Origin of the sequence: Enterobacter sp. HNDS-6, assembly GCF_039850505.1 — a bacterium.
In the GTDB taxonomy this organism is placed as follows: Bacteria; Pseudomonadota; Gammaproteobacteria; order Enterobacterales; family Enterobacteriaceae; genus Enterobacter; species Enterobacter kobei.
The window spans coordinates 1,725,041-1,742,637 of sequence record NZ_CP156673.1 but is presented as its reverse complement, the minus strand read 5'-3'; the positions used below and the strand labels follow the sequence as shown (position 1 = coordinate 1,742,637).

Sequence of the window (17,597 nt, the reverse complement as noted above, 5' to 3'; positions counted from 1 at the left end):
TTTCCCGCCGCCTGATACTCTACTCAGGCGGCATTTTCCGTCATTGCAATCCGCTTGCCTGCCGCGTCAAAGAGATGCAGATGAGCCTCCTGCACGGTCAGCGTGATACGTTGCTGCGCAGGCAGACTCAGTTGCTGGAAGGATTTCAGGCACACGGCATGCCCTGCCACGTCCAGCCACACCAGGGTTGAATCTCCCTGCAGTTCGCATAACCGCGTTTTCCCGCTCAGGCTAAAATCCCCCGGCTGCTGATAACCCAGGTGTTCAGGGCGGATCGCGACAAATACCGATTCCCCCTCCTGAATGTCTGCGGGCTGACGCGAAAGCGGGAAGACGGTATCAGGGTCGATATGCAATGCCCCCTGCTGCCAGACGGCGGGTAACATATTGATTTTTGGCGTACCGATGAATTCGGCCACGAAGCGGTTCGCCGGGGTGTTGTACAGTTCAAGCGGCGTACCCGTTTGCTCAATATTGCCTTTACACATCACCACGATACGGTCGGCCAGCGTCATCGCCTCGACCTGATCGTGCGTGACGTAAATCATGGTGTTTTTCAGGGTATTATGGAGTTGCTGGATCTCCTGGCGCATTTCAACCCGCAGAGCGGCGTCAAGGTTGGAAAGGGGTTCGTCAAACAGGAACAGCGCGGGCTGCTGGACAATAGAACGACCTATCGCCACGCGCTGGCGCTGGCCGCCGGAGAGGTGTTGCGGAAGCCTGTCGAGCAGCTCGTCCAGCCTGAGCATGTTGGCGGCGTGGGTGATGCGCTGCGCAATGTCGGCCTCCGGGGTGCGGATATTGCGTAAGCCAAAGGCGAGGTTCTCCCGTACGGTCATATGCGGATAAAGTGCATAGGACTGGAAAACCATCGACAAGCTCCGCTTGCCCGCCGCCAGGTGGGTAACATCCTCATTGCCCATCATCAGCATGCCACTGTCTGGCGCCTCTAATCCCGCGATCATGCGCAGCAGCGTCGATTTCCCGCACCCGGAGGGGCCCACAAGAACGATAAATTCTCCTGATGCTATCTCCAGTGACAGATCCGCCACGATGACGTTTTTATCGTACTTTTTATGAATATGTCGTAATGAAAGGGCGGTCATAATGTCTCCTGAGCCCCTTGCAGGGCAGAAATCAGCATCAGCACTTCATGAGTTTTATGGACAAGCAGAGCGGTATCTCCCCGCGCTTCAACATTAAGGCGAACCAGCGGCTCGGTATTGGAGGCGCGGAGGTTAAAACGCCAGTCTGCGAAGGACAGGCTCAGGCCGTCGCAGGTGTCGCGTTCGCATGCGACCGGGGCATAGTGCGCGGCGACGTCATTGAGGAGTGCGGCGGGCTCGTTGACCGTCAGGTTGATTTCACCAGACACCGGATAGCGGGCCTGTGCGTGACGCATAAGATGAGAGAGCGGCTGCGCGTCTGCGCCCAGGATCTGGAGCATCAGGATCAGCGGGATCATGCCGCTATCGCAGTAGCCAAAATCGCGAAAATAGTGATGGCCACTCATCTCGCCGCCGTAAATGGCATTTTCCCTTCGCATCCGGGCTTTCAGGAAGGCATGCCCGGTTTTACTCACGATTGCGCTACCGCCGCAACGGGCGACCGTGTCGAGCGTGTTCCAGATTAAGCGGGGATCAAGAATGATGCGGCTGCCGGGATAGCGTCGCAGAAAATGTTCGGCAAACAGCCCCACGAGATAATAGTTCTCAACGTAATCCCCGCGCTCGTCGAAGAAAAAGCAACGATCGAAATCGCCATCCCAGGCGATGCCAGCATCGGCGTGATGTTCGATGACGGCCAGTCGGGTGCTTTGCCGGTTTTCAGGCAGCATCGGGTTAGGTACGCCAGCGGGAAAGCGGCCATCTGGCTGGTGGTGAATACGGATAAACTCGACCGGTACACCGGCACGCTTTAAGCCCTCATCAAGCGCATCTAGCGCCGGACCTGCGGTGCCGTGCCCGGCGTTGACCACCAGGCGTAACGTTCGCGTTGGGGACGTAGTGATGAATCGCAGCAGAGCGTTCACCCAGGCCGGGCGATTGTCGAAGGGAAAAATGCCCCCACGACGCACGCAGGGTGGAAAGCGGTTCTGTTCTGCCAGCGCTTTGATCTCCAGCAGACCGTTGTCATTACTGATCGGGCGCGCCTCAAGGCCAACCAGCTTAAAGCCGTTGTAATGGGCGGGATTGTGGCTCGCCGTCACCTGGATCCCTCCGTCTGCCCGCAATTCCCGGGTGGCGAAATAGACCTCTTCCGTACCGGTCATGCCCAGGTCGATAACATCGACGCCGCCTGCGGTAAGCCCGTCGATCAGGGCCGTTTTTAGCGCCCCCGAGCTGAGGCGGACATCAGCGCCTACTACCACGCGCCGGGGATGCAGCCAGACGGCGTACGCCCTTCCGATGCGACGCGCAATGTCAGGGGTGAGATTGACGTCAACTTCGCCACGAATGTCATAGGTTTTAAAGCACGTTAGTTCATCCATAGTTCACTCTTATCTTAAGCAGGGTAATCTCATGCCGTATCACGCTCGATAAGCCGGTGTTCCAGCGCAACGTGGGTGACGGGGCCATTGTTCAGAAGCAGATCAACCGCGATTTCACCTTTACGTTCGGCATCCTGCGCGATGGTGGTAAGTCCAGGCCCGTTATACTGCCGGGCGGTATTGTCGAATCCGGTAATGGCGACCCGGCCAGGTATAGCAAGACGCTGTCGCTGGCAATAATTCACCGCGCCGATGGCAAAACGATCGGATAAGCAGATCAGCGCCGTGATCTCAGGGTGTGCCGTCAGCAATGCTTCCGCTGCCCGTTCGCCGTGTGGCTCATCGTGATGGGTTTCACACAGCCAGCAGTCGCTGAGCGTAATACCGTGCTCTTGAAACGCGTCGCGGCAGGCATTCACGCGGGTCAGCATGAGTTGGTTATCCCCCGTCACGCGGTGCGTCAGAGGCCGCATCCCGCGCGCGTTCGGGTGAGACGGGAAGGCAATAATGCCGAAATGGCGATGACCCTTTTGTATCAGGTAGTGGGTGATATCACGCATGGCGCGTGTGTTATCCACCGACACGCTGCTGAACTGCGGAAGCTGAAAATCGAGCGTCACCACAGGCAGATTGCGGGCCAGGGTTTGTTGAATAATGGCGGCGCTGTTATGCGTGGCGTTGAGAATATACCCGTCCACCAGGGTAGTGAGCGATGAAGGCCCTTTTTGAAGCGGAATCAGCACCAGATTAATATTACGGTCTTCGCAGCGGGTCGCGACGCCGCGCATCAGGCTGACGTCATGCGGATCGATAAAAACATAGCTCATGGCATCGTTAAAAATGACGCCGATGGCCCCGGATTTTCCGGTGCGTAAAGCCCGGGCGAGTTTATCCGGCCCCTGAAATCCAACCTGACGGGCGTACCCAAGTATCTTTTCACGTAATTCAGCAGACAGCTTTTCGGGATTATTCCACGCGTTAGATACCGTGGTATGTGAAATACCCATCTCCGCTGCCAGCGATTTAATCGTCACGTTTTTATTCTTTCTTTTGCTAAATGAATTAGGCATTTTATATTCACGTAAATTATTTATGAGGCGTAATTAAATAAATAATAGCGGCTGAGTTTATCGTTAAATATAAATAGTTTTGTGATTTGTTTAACGTTAAACATAAAAAAGGGGTGTTAGCTTACGCACCATTCACAGAGTGCAGCAGTGAGCGATTAACACTTATCGACATCAGGGAGATATAACGTGAGAGTTGCAGAAGCAGCAAAATTAATAGCATCGGTAATATTCCTCTTTTTTCTTACCGGTTGCGGGCCTGATGATAAAAAAGAGACACAATCCGGCGCGCGTGAAACAATCAAGATGTGGGTCACACCCACCGTCAATGAAGAAGCCTTCTGGAGTAAAATAGTGGCGGAATGGAATAAAGACCCTGCCCATATGCCCGTCGAATTTACCGCTATTCCTGCCGCAAACAGTTCAGAAGAAGCGATAATGAATGCGCTGGCATCAGGGACTGAACCGGATATTTCAACCAATATATTTATTGGTTTTGCCAGCCAGCTTGTTGATGTCGGGCAGATAGAAGATCTCTCCAGAATGCCGGGTTTTCAGGAAACGATTCAGAAACGGCAAATGGCTTCTCTGCTGTCAGCCTGGGAATTAAACGGCAAACAAACGGTACTGCCGGTATATATCAACCCGATTGTCTGGTGGTGGCGTGGCGATTTACTGAAGCAATACGGTTTTGATCGGGTACCGGTTAGCTACGATGAACTTTACGCGCTGGCGAAGCGTCGGGCGGCGGATAATCACGGCTATGTGATACAGCTTACGGCAGGTAAAAACTGGTGGGAACGCTGGTTCGACTTCATTCCGCTGTTCTACGCCCAGAGCCACGGCAAGCCGTATCTGGTCGACAAAAAACCTGCGCTGACCACGCCTGCTGGCGAGGCCGTGCTGACCTTCATGGGCAACGTTTTTAACAATAAGTGGAGCAGCTACGACTTCACCTCTGCCGAGGATCCGCTCGCAACGGGGCAGGTTATCGCCTCAGCGCGCGGACCGTGGGATTTAGCCCGCTATCGCAAGCAGTATCCGGACATATTAAAAACGATTCAGATCGGTCCGATGCTGACCGAGACGGGCATTGAACACCCCTATACGTTCGGCGACAGCAAAGGTCTGGTGATCTTCAGTTCCAGTAAGCGAAAGGCGCAGGCCTGGCAGTTTATGCAGTGGGTCTTCAGTAACCCTGAACATGACCGGCTGTGGCTTGAGTTGACAGGGATGCCGCCCGCCCGCGCGGATTTAATGAGTAATCCGATCTTTGTCAGTTACTTCAAACAAAATCCGCTAGAGAAACAAATCGCCTCGTGGGTGGACGTCGCGCTTCCTCCTGCAGCAACAAACCAGACGACAGAAGTACAGCGCAGCATGACGCAGATGCTTGAGCGCGTGATATTCAAAACCAGTACGCCTGCAGACGCGCTGAAACAATCTCAGCAGGAAATCAGCGCCCTCACGGGCCAGTAGGGGGCATGATGGCTGGATATGAATCCCGAACCGGAGGCCTGCTGGCCTCCACCTGGATTGGCTATTCGCTGCTATTTTGGTTCTACCCGCTTGCCTGGCTGGTGGTGCTGAGCGTGACCCGCTGGCAGTTTATCGGCGCACCGCAATTTACCGGTTTGCAGAACATTATTGGCGTACTGCACGATGCGTTATTCTGGACATCCATGTGGAACATTTGCCGCTTTTTAATGTGGTATGTCCCGATCGTGTTTATTACCGCTCTGCTTTTTGCTGCCGGGTTACGAAGAATTAACTATGGCCGGGGGTTTATCGCCTTAAGCTTTTTACTGGCAAATATCTCGTCAGGGGTGGCGTACTCAATTGTCTTTTCCCGTCTTTTTAATGAGTATGGCCCGGTTAACCGCTTATTGTCTGCGTGGTTTGGGATTTCCGTGCCGTGGTTTACCAACCCTGACTGCGCGATGCTATCCATTGCGCTTATCGTGACCTGGAAATTTGTCGGTTATTACGGATTAATTCTCTATTCCGGCATGCAGGCTATTCCATCGGATATTTATAGTGCGGCTATTCTCGATAAAACCGGGCGTTTTCAGAAAGGTTGGGCAATAACGCTGCCGATGATGAATCCGCAAATTGTGATGGTGATGGTGCTGGCTATTACGGTGGCATTCAGTATTTTTACAGAGCCCTATTTAATTACCGGTGGTGGGCCACTAAACAGTACTACCAGTCCCATGGTGGTCATGTACGAAGCCGCGTTTCAAAATATGAAACCTACCTGGGCTGCTGCCATGTCGATTATCGTCGCTGCCTGCAGTTTCCTGATGATCTGGCTATTTCGTCGGTTATTCGAAAAAAACATTGAGATTGTATGAATGAAAAAACTCACGCCCCTGAGCCTGCTAATTCATGCGCTGATGTTTATTCTGGCGTTAAGCTGGCTCTATCCGTTTGTCTGGATGGTCGTGTCATCCCTGAAGCCTACGGCACAGATTTATACCACGGATCTCTTTTCGGGCACGCTGACGCTCGAAAATTACACTTTCCTTTTCGATAACAGCAACCGGGCCGATAAGCCGTTTCTGCGCACGCTGTTTAACTCGCTTTTTGTTTCCGTCACCGTGACCGCGAGCGTGACCGTCACCTCCATGCTGGTGGGGTATGCGCTGGCAAAAACGGAATTCTGGGGCAAAAACGCTTTCCGTAATCTGTTGATTGTGCAGATGGTTTTCCCGGTTTTCATGTTCATCATTCCACAGTTTGTGCTGATGCGTGAGCTCGGTCTGATCAACCGTTACAGCGCCATGATCCTGCCTTATGCAATGAGTGCCTGGGGGATCTTTATGGTGTCCCAGAGCTTCAAGGGCACGCCCAACGATTACCTGTACGCCGCGCGTCTGGATCATGCCAGCCTGTGGGCCATTCTGCGGCACGTCATGATGCCGCTGAACAAGTCCATTCTGGCGATCGTGGCGCTATTTACCTTCTCAAGTTCGTGGGACAACTTCCTCTGGCCGCTGATTGTCATGCGCGATGCCGACAAAATGCCGTTTTCGGTGCTGCTGGCCACCTTCAGTAAATCCTACGGCGTTTATCTGGGGCCAGTGATGGCGGGAGCCGTGGTGCAAATGCTGCCGGTCATCGTGTTGTTTATCCTGTTCCGGAAATATTTCCTGCAGGGCATGTCGTTATCACTGAAATAAGGAACGTACGGTGAACAATCAACCCTGGTGGCAGGCCTGTACCTGTTACCAAATTTATCTGCCGTCGTTTTGCGATGGTAACGGTGACGGGCTGGGTGATTTCCCCGGCCTGCTCTCAAAAGTGGATTACCTGAGCGCGTTAGGCATCGGTGCCATCTGGATCACGCCGTTTTACCCCTCTCCTCTGGTGGATAACGGGTATGACATTAGTGATTACTGCGCCGTCGACCCACGATTCGGCACGCTGACCGATTTTCGCGACGTCGTTCATCGCTGCCATGAAAAGGGGATCCGGGTCATTATCGATCTGGTGCTTAATCATGTCTCTTCGCAGCATCCGTGGTTTCAGGATGCCTGGAATAATCCCGCAAGCCGCTATCGGGACTATTTTCTTTTCAGCGCGCACCCTAACAACTGGGAGTCATTTTTTTCCGGCAGCGCCTGGAGCCCGGAGCCGGACACCGGCGAGTTTTACTACCATAAATTCGCGCCTGAGCAGGTCGATCTGAACTGGGCGAACCCCGCGTTAGAGCAGGAAATGCTTCAGGTCATTGATTTCTGGCAGGCGCAGGGCGTGGATGGCTTCCGCTTCGACGTGATTAATTTCCTCAGCACGCGCGGCATCGGGCCTGACAATCCGGAGAAAGCGGGAGTACAGCAGCATGAGCATGACGTGAACCAGCCGGGGCTCATCGGCACGCTGCAGCGCGTATGCCAACATGCCAGGCAGCAAGGGGATGTTTTCCTGATCGGCGAAATCGGCAGCGAGGAGAGGGAGACCCTGGCCCGTTATCAGGCCCCGTCGCTGATGGACGTGGTCTTTAACTTCAATATTGGCAGCCAGAAAACCTTCGATGCGGCACGCCTGTGCGACGAGATTAACGCCACGCTGACGCTGCAGTCTGGCCTGCCGACGCTATTCTTTTCCAGCCACGATATGCCGCGCATGATTAGCCGCTTTGGTGAAGGCCCGCATGACGCCGCCCGGGCGTTGGCCGTTCTGGCGCTACAGCTGACCGTGCGCGGCGTACCGTTTATTTTTCAGGGTGACGAGTTGGGGATGCCCGACTATGTGCCTCAGACGGTCGGGCAGATTTTTGATATTCAGGGAAAAACCTTCTACGACACGGCCATGCGGCAGGGGTGCAGTGCCGCCGACGCGCTGGCGCAGGCCATTGAACATTCACGGGATGGGTCCCGTGCCCCCTTCCTCTGGTGCGACGCACCGTTTGCGGGCTTTTCCACATCCACGCCGTGGATGCCCGTCAGCCAGGACTATCCCTTGCTCAATGCCGAACATCAGATATCGACGCCCGGCTCGTTGTGGCGTCAGTACCAGACCTTCATTGCGCTTCGGGCCGCCATCGGGGCGCTACAGCATGGGGAGTGCAGCCTACTGAAGCGCCATAAGGCGTGCGTCTGGTTTACCCGAACAACGGCGCAGGAACAGGTCTGGGTGGCCGTGAATTTTGGCCAGCCGGTACAAAACCCATTGTGGGCCATTGAAGCGGATGTCCTGTACGGCCAAAACGCGCAGCAGCTGGATAAAAATCAAATTCTGATAAAAAGGAGTGTATATGAACAGACACGGTAAGAATCCGTTGATCACCCCGAGCGACGTGGTGCCTTCTCTGCCAGGACGGAAAGTGGAGTGCGTCTTTAACGCCGGGGTAACGGAGTATCATGGGGAGATTATCCTGCTGCTTCGGGTTGCCGAGAGCGTGATAAATGATGACCCACAGAAGATCGTCGTTCCGCTTCTGGTGCAGCAGTCCGGCGGCTGGCAGGCGGCAACAAAAACGTTCGAACGCAACGACCCGCGCTATGATTTTAGCGACCCGCGTACCATTGTGCTGAAAAGCGACCCGGCTCAGGTCTGGCTGACGTCAATGTCCCACCTGCGCCTGGCGCGAAGCCAGGACGGTGTAAATTTCACCATCGATCAACAGCCGTTTATTACCGCCGACAGCCGCTATGAGGAATTTGGCTGTGAAGATGCGCGTATCACCCTGATTGACGATGTCTGGTACATCAATTACTCCGCCGTGTCATCGCTGGGTATCTCCACCGCGCTGGCGACCACCGTTGATTTTATCTCCGTCGACAAGAAAGGGCTGATTTTCTGCCCTGATAACCGCGACGTCTGTTTCTTCCCGGAGAAGGTTGGCGGATCCTTCCGGGCGCTTACCCGGCCCGCGCCCTGCCATTTCGGCCACCCGGAAATCTGGATCTGCGAATCGCCCGATATGCTGCACTGGGGAAACCACCGGCATCTGCTGGGACGCTCGGGAGACGAATGGGATGCGCTGAAGTCGGGTGGCGGCGCGCCGCTGATCAAGACCGCGCGCGGCTGGCTGGAGATTTATCACGGCGTTGACGCTAGCCAGCGTTATTGCCTGGGCGCTCTGCTTCTGGATCTTGAGGATCCGCTCACCCTCATCGCCAAATCTTCCGTACCGCTGCTGGAGCCGAGCGCGCCCTATGAGCGTGAAGGCTTTTTCGGTAACGTCGTCTTTACCTGCGGGGCGCTGGTGCGTAATGACACGTTGCATATCTGGTATGGTGCGGCGGATGAGCGTATCGCCCTGGCCACGCTGCCGATGGACGAGCTGTGGAAACATCTGGGCCTGGAGTAAGCCCTGACGCAGCCCCGGCTTTCGCCGGGGCTGCGAAGTGTTTATTTCTTCCCGCCGTACTGGCTAAACCACGCCAGCATTCTCTGCCAGCCATCTTTCGCCGATTCCGCGTGATAACTCGGACGGTAATCTGCGTTAAACGCATGTCCGGCATCCGGATACACCACAATCTCCGCATTGGCATTGGCTGCCCGTAGCGCATGGCGCATGGTTTCTACCGAATCAAGCGAAATACCGGTGTCCTGGCCGCCATACAGACCCAGCACCGGGGCATTGAGCTCAGTGGCGATGTCCACCGGATGTTTTGGCGAATTCAGCGTTTTCTCGCCCACCAGTTTGCCATACCAGGCGACAGCCGCTTTGAGCTGCGGATTGTGTGCGGCATACAGCCAGCTAATGCGTCCGCCCCAGCAGAAGCCGGTGACCATCAGACGGTGCGGGTCGCCGCCGTTACGCGCCGCCCAGCTGGCAACGTGGTCGAGATCGGCCAGCACCTGCGCGTCCGGGACTTTGCTGACCAGATTGCTGAACAACGTTGGAATATCGCTATAGTCGTTCGGATCGCCCTGACGGAAGTAGAGTTCTGGCGCAACGGCCAGATATCCTTCAAGTGCCAGGCGACGGCAGAGGTCGCGAATATGTTCGTGAACCCCAAAAATCTCCTGAACCACAATCACGATGGGCAGCGGACCGTCTGCCGATTTTGGTCGTGCGTGATAGGCAGGCATATTCTCCCCCTGCGAGGGAATGGAGGTCTCTCCCGCCGTAATGGCCTCTTCTGAGGTTGAAACGATGGTTGAAGCAAGCGGGGCCGCAGCAGGTGCAAAACCGGTTTTTTCAGTCATGGCATTCTCCGTACCAATGAGTTAGCGCAAAGGTAAATATAGACACCAGGTTAACAACTCACAGTGCCTTAAACGGTCTATCTTTTGTGCAGCACCTGACGATATAACTTGTTAATGTGATGTGAATCACTTTTTGATGGAAATTCACTGCAATCATTTTCATTCATGGTGAGATGCATCACGAAATTATGCTTACTGCTTCTGTAAAGTACCGTTTTACTTCTTCTGACTAACCGACCCACAGAGGAGTCACCTATGTCTAAGTCTGATGTTTTTCATCTCGGCCTCACTAAAAATGATTTACAAGGGGCTACGCTCGCTATCGTCCCTGGCGACCCTGAGCGTGTGGAAAAGATCGCCGCGCTGATGGATAAGCCGGTCAAACTGGCTGCCCATCGTGAATTCACCACCTGGCGTGCAGAGCTGGATGGCAAAGCGGTGATTGTGTGCTCCACCGGTATCGGCGGTCCGTCTACCTCTATTGCTGTTGAAGAGCTGGCGCAGCTGGGCATTCGTACTTTCCTGCGTATCGGCACGACCGGCGCGATTCAGCCGCACATCAACGTGGGCGACGTACTGGTGACGACGGCATCCGTTCGTCTGGACGGGGCAAGCCTGCACTTTGCGCCTATGGAATTCCCGGCAGTGGCTGACTTCGAATGCACCACCGCGCTGGTTGAAGCCGCGAAGTCCGTGGGCGCGACCACCCACGTTGGCGTAACCGCTTCTTCCGACACCTTCTACCCGGGCCAGGAGCGCTACGACACCTTCTCTGGCCGCGTTGTGAGCCGTTTCAAAGGCTCAATGGAAGAGTGGCAGTCCATGGGCGTAATGAACTACGAAATGGAATCCGCGACGCTGCTGACCATGTGTGCAAGCCAGGGTCTGCGTGCCGGTATGGTGGCGGGCGTTATCGTCAACCGTACTCAGCAGGAGATCCCGAACGCCGAAACCATGAAGCAGACCGAAAGTCATGCGGTGAAAATTGTGGTGGAAGCGGCTCGTCGCCTGATCTAGCCCTCTCTTCTCAAATCAAAGGCCGACGCGTTCGGCCTTTTATTTTTTGCGTAGCGCCTCGCAGGAAAACCCTTTCAAACTGGACGTTTATACAGCACAATTCTATTTTGTGCGGGTAATACGTTGATGCAGGGGGCATTGTGGATATCTCAATCCTGATTTATGCGGTGATTGCGCTGGCTGGCGTTGCGATAGGCTGGCTGATTTCCAGCTACCAGCATGCGCAGCAGAAGGCCGATCAGCTGGCGGAGCGCGAAGAGATCGTCGCCGAGCTCAGCGCGGTAAAGCAACAGCTTGCGCTAAGTGACCACTGGCGCGACGAGTGCGAGCTGCTCAATAACGAACTGCGCAACCTGCGTGATATCAACACGTCGCTGGAGGCCGATCTCCGCGAAGTGACTACCCGCCTCGAATCCACGCAGCTGCATGCGGAAGACAAAATCCGTCAGATGATTAACAGCGAGCAGCGCCTCAGCGAGCAGTTTGAGAATCTCGCCAACCGCATTTTCGAACACAGCAACCGCCGCGTTGACGAACAGAATCGCCAGAGTCTGAACAGCCTGCTGACGCCGCTGCGTGAACAGCTGGACGGTTTTCGCCGTCAGGTGCAGGACAGCTTTGGACAGGAAGCCCGCGAGCGGCACACGCTGGCGCACGAGATTCGTAATCTTCAGCAGTTGAATGCGCAAATGGCGCTGGAGGCGGTCAACCTCACTCGGGCGCTAAAAGGGGATAACAAAACCCAGGGTAACTGGGGAGAAGTGGTGCTCACCCGCGTGCTGGAGGCCTCTGGCCTGCGCGAGGGGTATGAATACGAAACGCAGGTGAGTATCGAAAACGATGCGCGCTCGCGGATGCAGCCAGACGTCATTGTGCGTCTGCCGCAGGGGAAAGATGTGGTGATCGACGCCAAAATGACGCTGGTGGCGTATGAGCGTTACTTTAATGCGGAAGACGACTACACGCGCGAGTCGGCGCTGCAGGAGCATATTGCCTCCGTGCGTAACCATATCCGACTGCTGGGCAGAAAAGATTATCAGCAGCTTCCGGGGCTGCGCTCGCTGGACTATGTGCTGATGTTTATTCCGGTCGAACCGGCGTTCCTGCTGGCCCTCGACAGACAGCCCGAACTGATCACCGAAGCGCTCAAAAATAATATTATGCTGGTGAGCCCCACCACCCTGCTGGTGGCATTACGTACCATTGCTAACCTGTGGCGCTATGAGCACCAGAGCCGCAATGCACAGAAGATTGCTGAGCGTGCCAGCAAGCTGTACGACAAAATGCGCCTCTTCGTGGACGATATGTCCTCGGTCGGGCAAAGCCTGGACCGTGCGCAGGATAACTACCGTCAGGCGATGAAAAAACTCGCCTCCGGGCGGGGCAACCTGCTTGCTCAGGCTGAAGCATTCCGCGGCCTGGGGGTGGAGGTCAAACGCGAGATTAATCCGGAACTGGTGGAGCAGGCCACGGCGCAAGACGAAGAGTTCCGTCTGCGTGAAGGCGCAGATGAGCAAAAGACCCCCAGCGAAGACAACGAGTTAACGACGGATTTATCGTCTGACGAGCCGCCGACACGTTTCTATCACGGCGGTTGAATCGTAGGGCAAACGCGCCCAATCTGTTACACTTCACGAACATTTGACTGATTAGCAGGCTCTGAGATGGTTGACGATTCACAAGACACGACGCACTTTGGCTTTCAGACTGTCGCCAAAGCGCAGAAAGCTGACATGGTGGCCCACGTATTTCATTCCGTGGCGGCGAAGTACGATGTGATGAATGACTTGATGTCGTTCGGCATTCATCGCTTGTGGAAACGCTTCACCATTGACTGCAGCGGTGTGCGCCGTGGACAAACCGTGCTGGATTTAGCCGGTGGAACAGGCGATCTGACGGCGAAGTTTTCCCGTCTGGTGGGTGAAACTGGCCGCGTTGTTCTGGCCGATATCAATGACTCCATGCTGAAAATGGGACGCGAAAAGTTGCGTAACATCGGCGTGGTGGGCAATGTGGAATACGTGCAGGCTAACGCCGAAGCGCTGCCATTCCCGGATAATACCTTTGACTGCATAACGATCTCCTTCGGCCTGCGTAACGTCACCGACAAAGAAAAAGCGCTGCGCTCCATGTACCGTGTACTGAAGCCGGGTGGACGTCTGCTGGTGCTCGAGTTCTCTAAACCGATCATTGAGCCGCTGAGCAAAGCCTACGACGCCTATTCCTTCCACGTGCTGCCGCGTATCGGTGAACTGGTGGCGAACGACGCGGAGAGCTACCGCTATCTGGCGGAGTCCATTCGCATGCACCCGGATCAGGACACCCTAAAAGCCATGATGCAGGATGCGGAATTTGAGAACGTTGAATACTTCAACATGACGGCGGGTGTCGTTGCGCTGCATCGCGGTTACAAATTCTGAGTGGAGGTGTTCCGTGCCCTTTAAACCCTTAGTCACCGCAGGCATCGAGAATGTGCTCAATGCCTTCCTGTATCGCGCGCCGGCGCTAAAAGCTGCACGTCAGCGACTTAACGGGAAGGTCCTGCGCATTGTATTAAAAGAGTTCTCAACGCCGCTCGTGCTGGTCTTCAGCGAACGCCAGCTCGATGTTCTGGGTGAGTGGGAAGGCGAGGCGGATTGCTCGGTCATTACCCATATGAGCGTGCTGCCAAAACTGCGCGATCGCCAGCAATTGACGGCGCTTATCCGCAGCGGTGAGCTGGAAGTGGAGGGCGACATCCAGGTCGTACAAAACTTCGTTGCGCTCAGCGATCTGGCGGAGTTTGACCCGGCAGAACTGCTCGCGCCTTTTATTGGTGACATCGCCGCTGAAGGGATCGGGAAAGCTATTCATGGCGGCACGGCGTTCTTGCGCAAAAATCTGCAACGGCAGCAGCGCTATGCCGCAGAAGTCCTGACTGAAGAGTGGCGCATGGCCCCCGGTCCGCTGGAAGTGGCATGGTTTGCGGAAGAAACCGCTGCTGTTGAACGTGCGGTTGATGCATTAACCAAACGGCTGGAAAAACTGGAGGGCAAATGACGCCTGGTGAAATTCGGCGCCTCTATTTTATCGTCCACACCTTTTTGAGTTACGGGCTCGATGAGCTTATCCCCAAAATGCGTATCACGCTGCCGCTTAGAATCTGGCGGCGGATGTTGTTCTGGATGCCTAATCGTCATAAAGGTCAGCCGCTGGGTGAACGTCTGCGTCTGGCGCTGCAGGAGCTTGGCCCGGTATGGATTAAGTTCGGACAGATGCTCTCAACCCGCCGCGATCTCTTCCCGCCTCATATTGCCGATGAACTGGCAATGCTGCAGGACCGTGTTGCCCCGTTTGACGGAGTGAGGGCGAAGAAACAGATCGAAGAGGCAATGGGTAATCTTCCCGTTGAAACCTGGTTTGACGATTTCGAAATAGCCCCGCTGGCGTCGGCGTCTATTGCTCAGGTGCATACCGCACGTCTGAAAGAGAACGGCAAAGAGGTGGTGATCAAGGTGATCCGCCCGGATATCCTGCCGGTCATCAAAGCTGACATGAAGCTGATTTATCGTCTGGCGCGCTGGGTACCACGTTTGTTACCTGATGGCCGTCGTCTGCGTCCGATGGAAGTGGTGCGGGAATACGAAAAAACGCTGATTGATGAGCTTAACCTGCTGCGCGAGTCGGCAAACGCCATTCAGCTGCGTCGTAATTTTGAAAACAGCCCGATGCTTTATGTGCCTGAGGTCTATTCAGACTACTGCAGTCAGAACATGATGGTCATGGAGCGCATCTACGGTATTCCGGTTTCGGATGTGGCGGCGCTGGAGAAGCAGGGAACGAACATGAAGCTGCTGGCCGAACGTGGCGTTCAGGTCTTCTTTACTCAGGTGTTTCGCGACAGCTTTTTCCATGCGGATATGCACCCGGGCAATATTTTTGTGAGCTACGAGCATCCTGAGGATCCGAAGTATATCGGTATCGACTGCGGGATTGTGGGGTCGCTGAATAAAGAAGATAAGCGTTATCTGGCCGAGAACTTTATCGCGTTCTTCAACCGTGACTACCGTAAGGTGGCTGAGCTGCACGTTGACTCCGGCTGGGTTCCGCCGGACACCAACGTCGAAGAGTTTGAGTTTGCTATTCGTACCGTCTGCGAGCCGATTTTTGAAAAGCCGCTGGCAGAAATCTCCTTCGGGCACGTGCTGTTAAACCTGTTTAATACGGCTCGCCGCTTTAATATGGAAGTTCAGCCGCAATTAGTTTTACTTCAGAAAACATTACTTTACGTTGAGGGTGTAGGTCGCCAACTCTATCCTCAGTTAGACTTGTGGAAGACGGCTAAACCGTTCCTGGAATCCTGGATTAAGGATCAGGTAGGTTTTCCAGCGCTGGTGCGCTCATTGAAAGAGAAAGGCCCGTTCTGGATTGAAAAAATGCCCGAAATTCCTGAACTGGTTTACGACAGTTTGCGTCAGAGCAAGAACCTTCAGCACAGCATGGATAAAATCGCCCGCGAGCTTCAGTCCAGTCGCGTGCGCCAGGGACAATCACGCTATCTCTTTGGGATTGGCGCAACGCTGCTGTTGAGCGGTACGTTGCTGCTAATCAATCGTCCTGACTGGCAGATGATGCCCGCCTGGCTGATGGCTGGCGGGGTTGTTGTCTGGCTAGCCGGATGGAGAAAAACGCGCTGAGTTTGCGTCGCCATCGACGGGTCGCATACGTATAATGCGACTTGACCAATTAATCATCTATTCCTGAGGAATTTGTATGGGTGGTATCAGTATCTGGCAATTAGTCATTATTGCCGTCATCGTCGTGCTGCTGTTTGGCACTAAAAAGCTCGGTTCTATCGGTTCCGATCTGGGCGCGTCTATCAAAGGCTTCAAGAAAGCAATGAGCGATGATGAGAACAAGCAGGATAAAGCCAGCCAGGATGCTGATTTTACTGCAAAATCCATCTCCGATAAGCAAGAAGAAGCCAAAAAAGAAGACGCCAAAAGCCACGATAAAGAGCAGGTGTAAGTCGTGTTCGACATTGGTTTTAGTGAGCTGCTGCTAGTCTTTGTGATTGGCCTGATCGTGCTGGGTCCGCAGCGTCTGCCCGTGGCGGTGAAAACCGTTGTGGGCTGGGTGCGTGCGCTGAGATCGCTGGCATCGACCGTTCAGAATGAACTGGCACAGGAACTTAAGCTCCAGGAGTTTCAGGAAAGCCTGAAAAAGGTCGAGAAGGCGAGCATGGATAACCTGACGCCGGAACTGAAAGCCTCAATGGATGAACTGCGCGAAGCGGCGGAATCCATGAAGCGCTCTTACAGCGTTAACGATCCTGAAAAAGCGAGCGATGAAGCGAACACCATTCATAACCCGGTGGTGAAGGACAGCGAAGCGCAACGTGAGGGCGTGACGCCAGCGAGTGCTGAGCACCAGGCCGCCGCGCCAGAACAGACGCCGCAGGAAACCGAAGTGAAAAAACAGGCGCAGCCGGAAGACCCCACGATAAAAGTGGCGGAAGCGAAACCCGTCGCGCCTGTTTCCGAATCATCCCCCTCGTCGAGTGATAAAGCGTAACCATGGCAGTAGATGATACTCAACCGCTTATTACGCACCTTATTGAGCTGCGTAAGCGCCTGTTAAACTGCATTATTGCGGTTCTGGTGATATTCCTGTGCCTGGTCTATTTCGCCAACGATATCTATCAGGTGGTCTCTGCACCGCTGATTAAGCAGATGCCGCTGGGGGCAACGATGATTGCAACAGATGTTGCCTCACCGTTCTTTACCCCTATTAAGCTCACATTTTGGGTGTCGTTGATTGCGTCTGCACCCGTCATCCTTTATCAGGTATGGGCGTTTGTGGCACCAGCGCTGTATAAACATGAACGTAAACTGGTGATCCCGCTTCTGGTCTCCAGCTCGTTGCTGTTCTATATCGGTATGGCGTTTGCCTACTTCGTTGTCTTCCCGCTGGCCTTTGGCTTCCTGACGCATACCGCGCCGGAAGGGGTGCAGGTGTCGACAGATATCGCCAGCTATCTCAGCTTCGTCATGGCGCTGTTTATGGCGTTTGGCGTGGCATTTGAAGTGCCGGTCGCCATTGTGCTGCTTTGCTGGGTTGGGGTAACCACCCCTGAAGACCTGCGTAAAAAGCGTCCGTATATCCTGGTAGGTGCATTTGTGGTCGGCATGCTGCTCACGCCGCCGGATGTTTTCTCGCAGACGTTACTGGCCATACCGATGTATTGCCTCTTTGAGGTTGGCGTATTCTTCTCGCGTTTCTACGTGGGTAAAGGACGCCGATCGGACGATGTAGACGATGCGTCTGAAAAGACCACTGAAGAGTAAAACCAGCCGCCCGTCAGGGCGGTTGTTATATGG

General features: G+C 54.7%; 17 protein-coding genes. 13 read left to right on the top strand and 4 right to left on the bottom strand.

All coding sequences use genetic code 11. The features are described 5' to 3' along the window. Positions 1 to 23: 23 nt before the first annotated feature. Genes ugpC through ABFI50_RS08145 form a run of 3 tightly spaced genes read right to left on the bottom strand, consistent with a single transcriptional unit; the run spans position 24 to position 3,561 of the window. Positions 24 to 1,106, bottom strand: a complete 1,083-nt coding sequence (gene ugpC / locus ABFI50_RS08155; RefSeq protein ID WP_014885633.1) for a sn-glycerol-3-phosphate ABC transporter ATP-binding protein UgpC — start codon at positions 1,104 to 1,106, stop codon at positions 24 to 26. Then, the gene (locus ABFI50_RS08150) at positions 1,103 to 2,491 is read right to left on the bottom strand and encodes a phosphomannomutase CpsG (protein WP_347485817.1); all 1,389 of its coding nucleotides are present in this window, start codon (positions 2,489 to 2,491) and stop codon (positions 1,103 to 1,105) included. Before ABFI50_RS08150 ends, ugpC begins: the two co-directional genes overlap by 4 nt. A gap of 29 nt (positions 2,492 to 2,520) precedes the next feature. Further along, positions 2,521 to 3,561, bottom strand: a complete 1,041-nt coding sequence (locus tag ABFI50_RS08145; RefSeq protein WP_088127400.1) for a LacI family DNA-binding transcriptional regulator — start codon at positions 3,559 to 3,561, stop codon at positions 2,521 to 2,523. A gap of 186 nt (positions 3,562 to 3,747) precedes the next feature. Here ABFI50_RS08145 and ABFI50_RS08140 point away from each other — a divergent pair, with 186 nt between their 5' ends. Genes ABFI50_RS08140 through ABFI50_RS08120 form a run of 5 tightly spaced genes read left to right on the top strand, consistent with a single transcriptional unit; the run spans position 3,748 to position 9,376 of the window. Beyond that, positions 3,748 to 5,037: an extracellular solute-binding protein gene (locus ABFI50_RS08140; RefSeq protein WP_048996612.1), complete on the top strand. Its 1,290-nt coding sequence runs from the start codon at positions 3,748 to 3,750 to the stop codon at positions 5,035 to 5,037. A gap of 8 nt (positions 5,038 to 5,045) precedes the next feature. Then, the gene (locus ABFI50_RS08135; protein ID WP_080470346.1) at positions 5,046 to 5,912 is read left to right on the top strand and encodes a sugar ABC transporter permease; all 867 of its coding nucleotides are present in this window, start codon (positions 5,046 to 5,048) and stop codon (positions 5,910 to 5,912) included. Continuing rightward, entirely contained in the window at positions 5,913 to 6,740 is an 828-nt protein-coding gene (locus tag ABFI50_RS08130; protein WP_014885628.1) for a carbohydrate ABC transporter permease, read from the top strand. Positions 6,741 to 6,750: 10 nt separating this feature from the next. Next, positions 6,751 to 8,334, top strand: coding sequence for an alpha-amylase family glycosyl hydrolase (locus ABFI50_RS08125; protein ID WP_347485816.1), 1,584 nt, complete (start codon positions 6,751 to 6,753; stop codon positions 8,332 to 8,334). After that, positions 8,318 to 9,376 (top strand): glycoside hydrolase family 130 protein, encoded by a 1,059-nt coding sequence (locus ABFI50_RS08120; protein WP_347485815.1) that lies wholly within the window; start codon positions 8,318 to 8,320, stop codon positions 9,374 to 9,376. The genes ABFI50_RS08125 and ABFI50_RS08120 overlap by 17 nt, the downstream gene beginning before the upstream one ends. Before the next feature lie 41 nt (positions 9,377 to 9,417). Here ABFI50_RS08120 and ABFI50_RS08115 read toward each other — a convergent pair whose 3' ends face one another. Then, positions 9,418 to 10,221: a dienelactone hydrolase family protein gene (locus tag ABFI50_RS08115; protein ID WP_047626220.1), complete on the bottom strand. Its 804-nt coding sequence runs from the start codon at positions 10,219 to 10,221 to the stop codon at positions 9,418 to 9,420. A 255-nt stretch (positions 10,222 to 10,476) separates the two neighbouring features. Here ABFI50_RS08115 and udp point away from each other — a divergent pair, with 255 nt between their 5' ends. The 8 genes from udp to tatC all read left to right on the top strand — a co-directional run bounded on the left by udp (position 10,477) and on the right by tatC (position 17,564). Next, complete coding sequence (gene udp, locus ABFI50_RS08110; protein ID WP_003860792.1) at positions 10,477 to 11,238, top strand: uridine phosphorylase; 762 nt, start codon at positions 10,477 to 10,479, stop codon at positions 11,236 to 11,238. 140 nt (positions 11,239 to 11,378) lie between these two features. Next, entirely contained in the window at positions 11,379 to 12,836 is a 1,458-nt protein-coding gene (gene rmuC, locus ABFI50_RS08105) for a DNA recombination protein RmuC (RefSeq protein WP_193971521.1), read from the top strand. A gap of 66 nt (positions 12,837 to 12,902) precedes the next feature. Next, positions 12,903 to 13,658, top strand: a complete 756-nt coding sequence (ubiE, locus tag ABFI50_RS08100; protein WP_014885623.1) for a bifunctional demethylmenaquinone methyltransferase/2-methoxy-6-polyprenyl-1,4-benzoquinol methylase UbiE — start codon at positions 12,903 to 12,905, stop codon at positions 13,656 to 13,658. Between the two features lie 13 nt (positions 13,659 to 13,671). Continuing rightward, the gene (ubiJ, locus tag ABFI50_RS08095) at positions 13,672 to 14,277 is read left to right on the top strand and encodes a ubiquinone biosynthesis protein UbiJ (RefSeq protein WP_014885622.1); all 606 of its coding nucleotides are present in this window, start codon (positions 13,672 to 13,674) and stop codon (positions 14,275 to 14,277) included. After that, positions 14,274 to 15,914 carry a ubiquinone biosynthesis regulatory protein kinase UbiB gene (gene ubiB, locus ABFI50_RS08090; protein ID WP_014885621.1) on the top strand — a complete coding sequence of 547 codons (1,641 nt, stop codon included), beginning with the start codon at positions 14,274 to 14,276 and terminating at the stop codon, positions 15,912 to 15,914. The genes ubiJ and ubiB overlap by 4 nt, the downstream gene beginning before the upstream one ends. Positions 15,915 to 15,990: 76 nt before the next feature. Then, complete coding sequence (gene tatA / locus ABFI50_RS08085; protein WP_014885620.1) at positions 15,991 to 16,245, top strand: Sec-independent protein translocase subunit TatA; 255 nt, start codon at positions 15,991 to 15,993, stop codon at positions 16,243 to 16,245. Between the two features lie 3 nt (positions 16,246 to 16,248). Further along, positions 16,249 to 16,791, top strand: coding sequence for a Sec-independent protein translocase protein TatB (tatB, locus tag ABFI50_RS08080; protein WP_023331551.1), 543 nt, complete (start codon positions 16,249 to 16,251; stop codon positions 16,789 to 16,791). A gap of 2 nt (positions 16,792 to 16,793) precedes the next feature. Then, entirely contained in the window at positions 16,794 to 17,564 is a 771-nt protein-coding gene (gene tatC / locus ABFI50_RS08075; RefSeq protein ID WP_023331550.1) for a Sec-independent protein translocase subunit TatC, read from the top strand. The last annotated feature ends 33 nt before the right edge of the window (positions 17,565 to 17,597 follow it).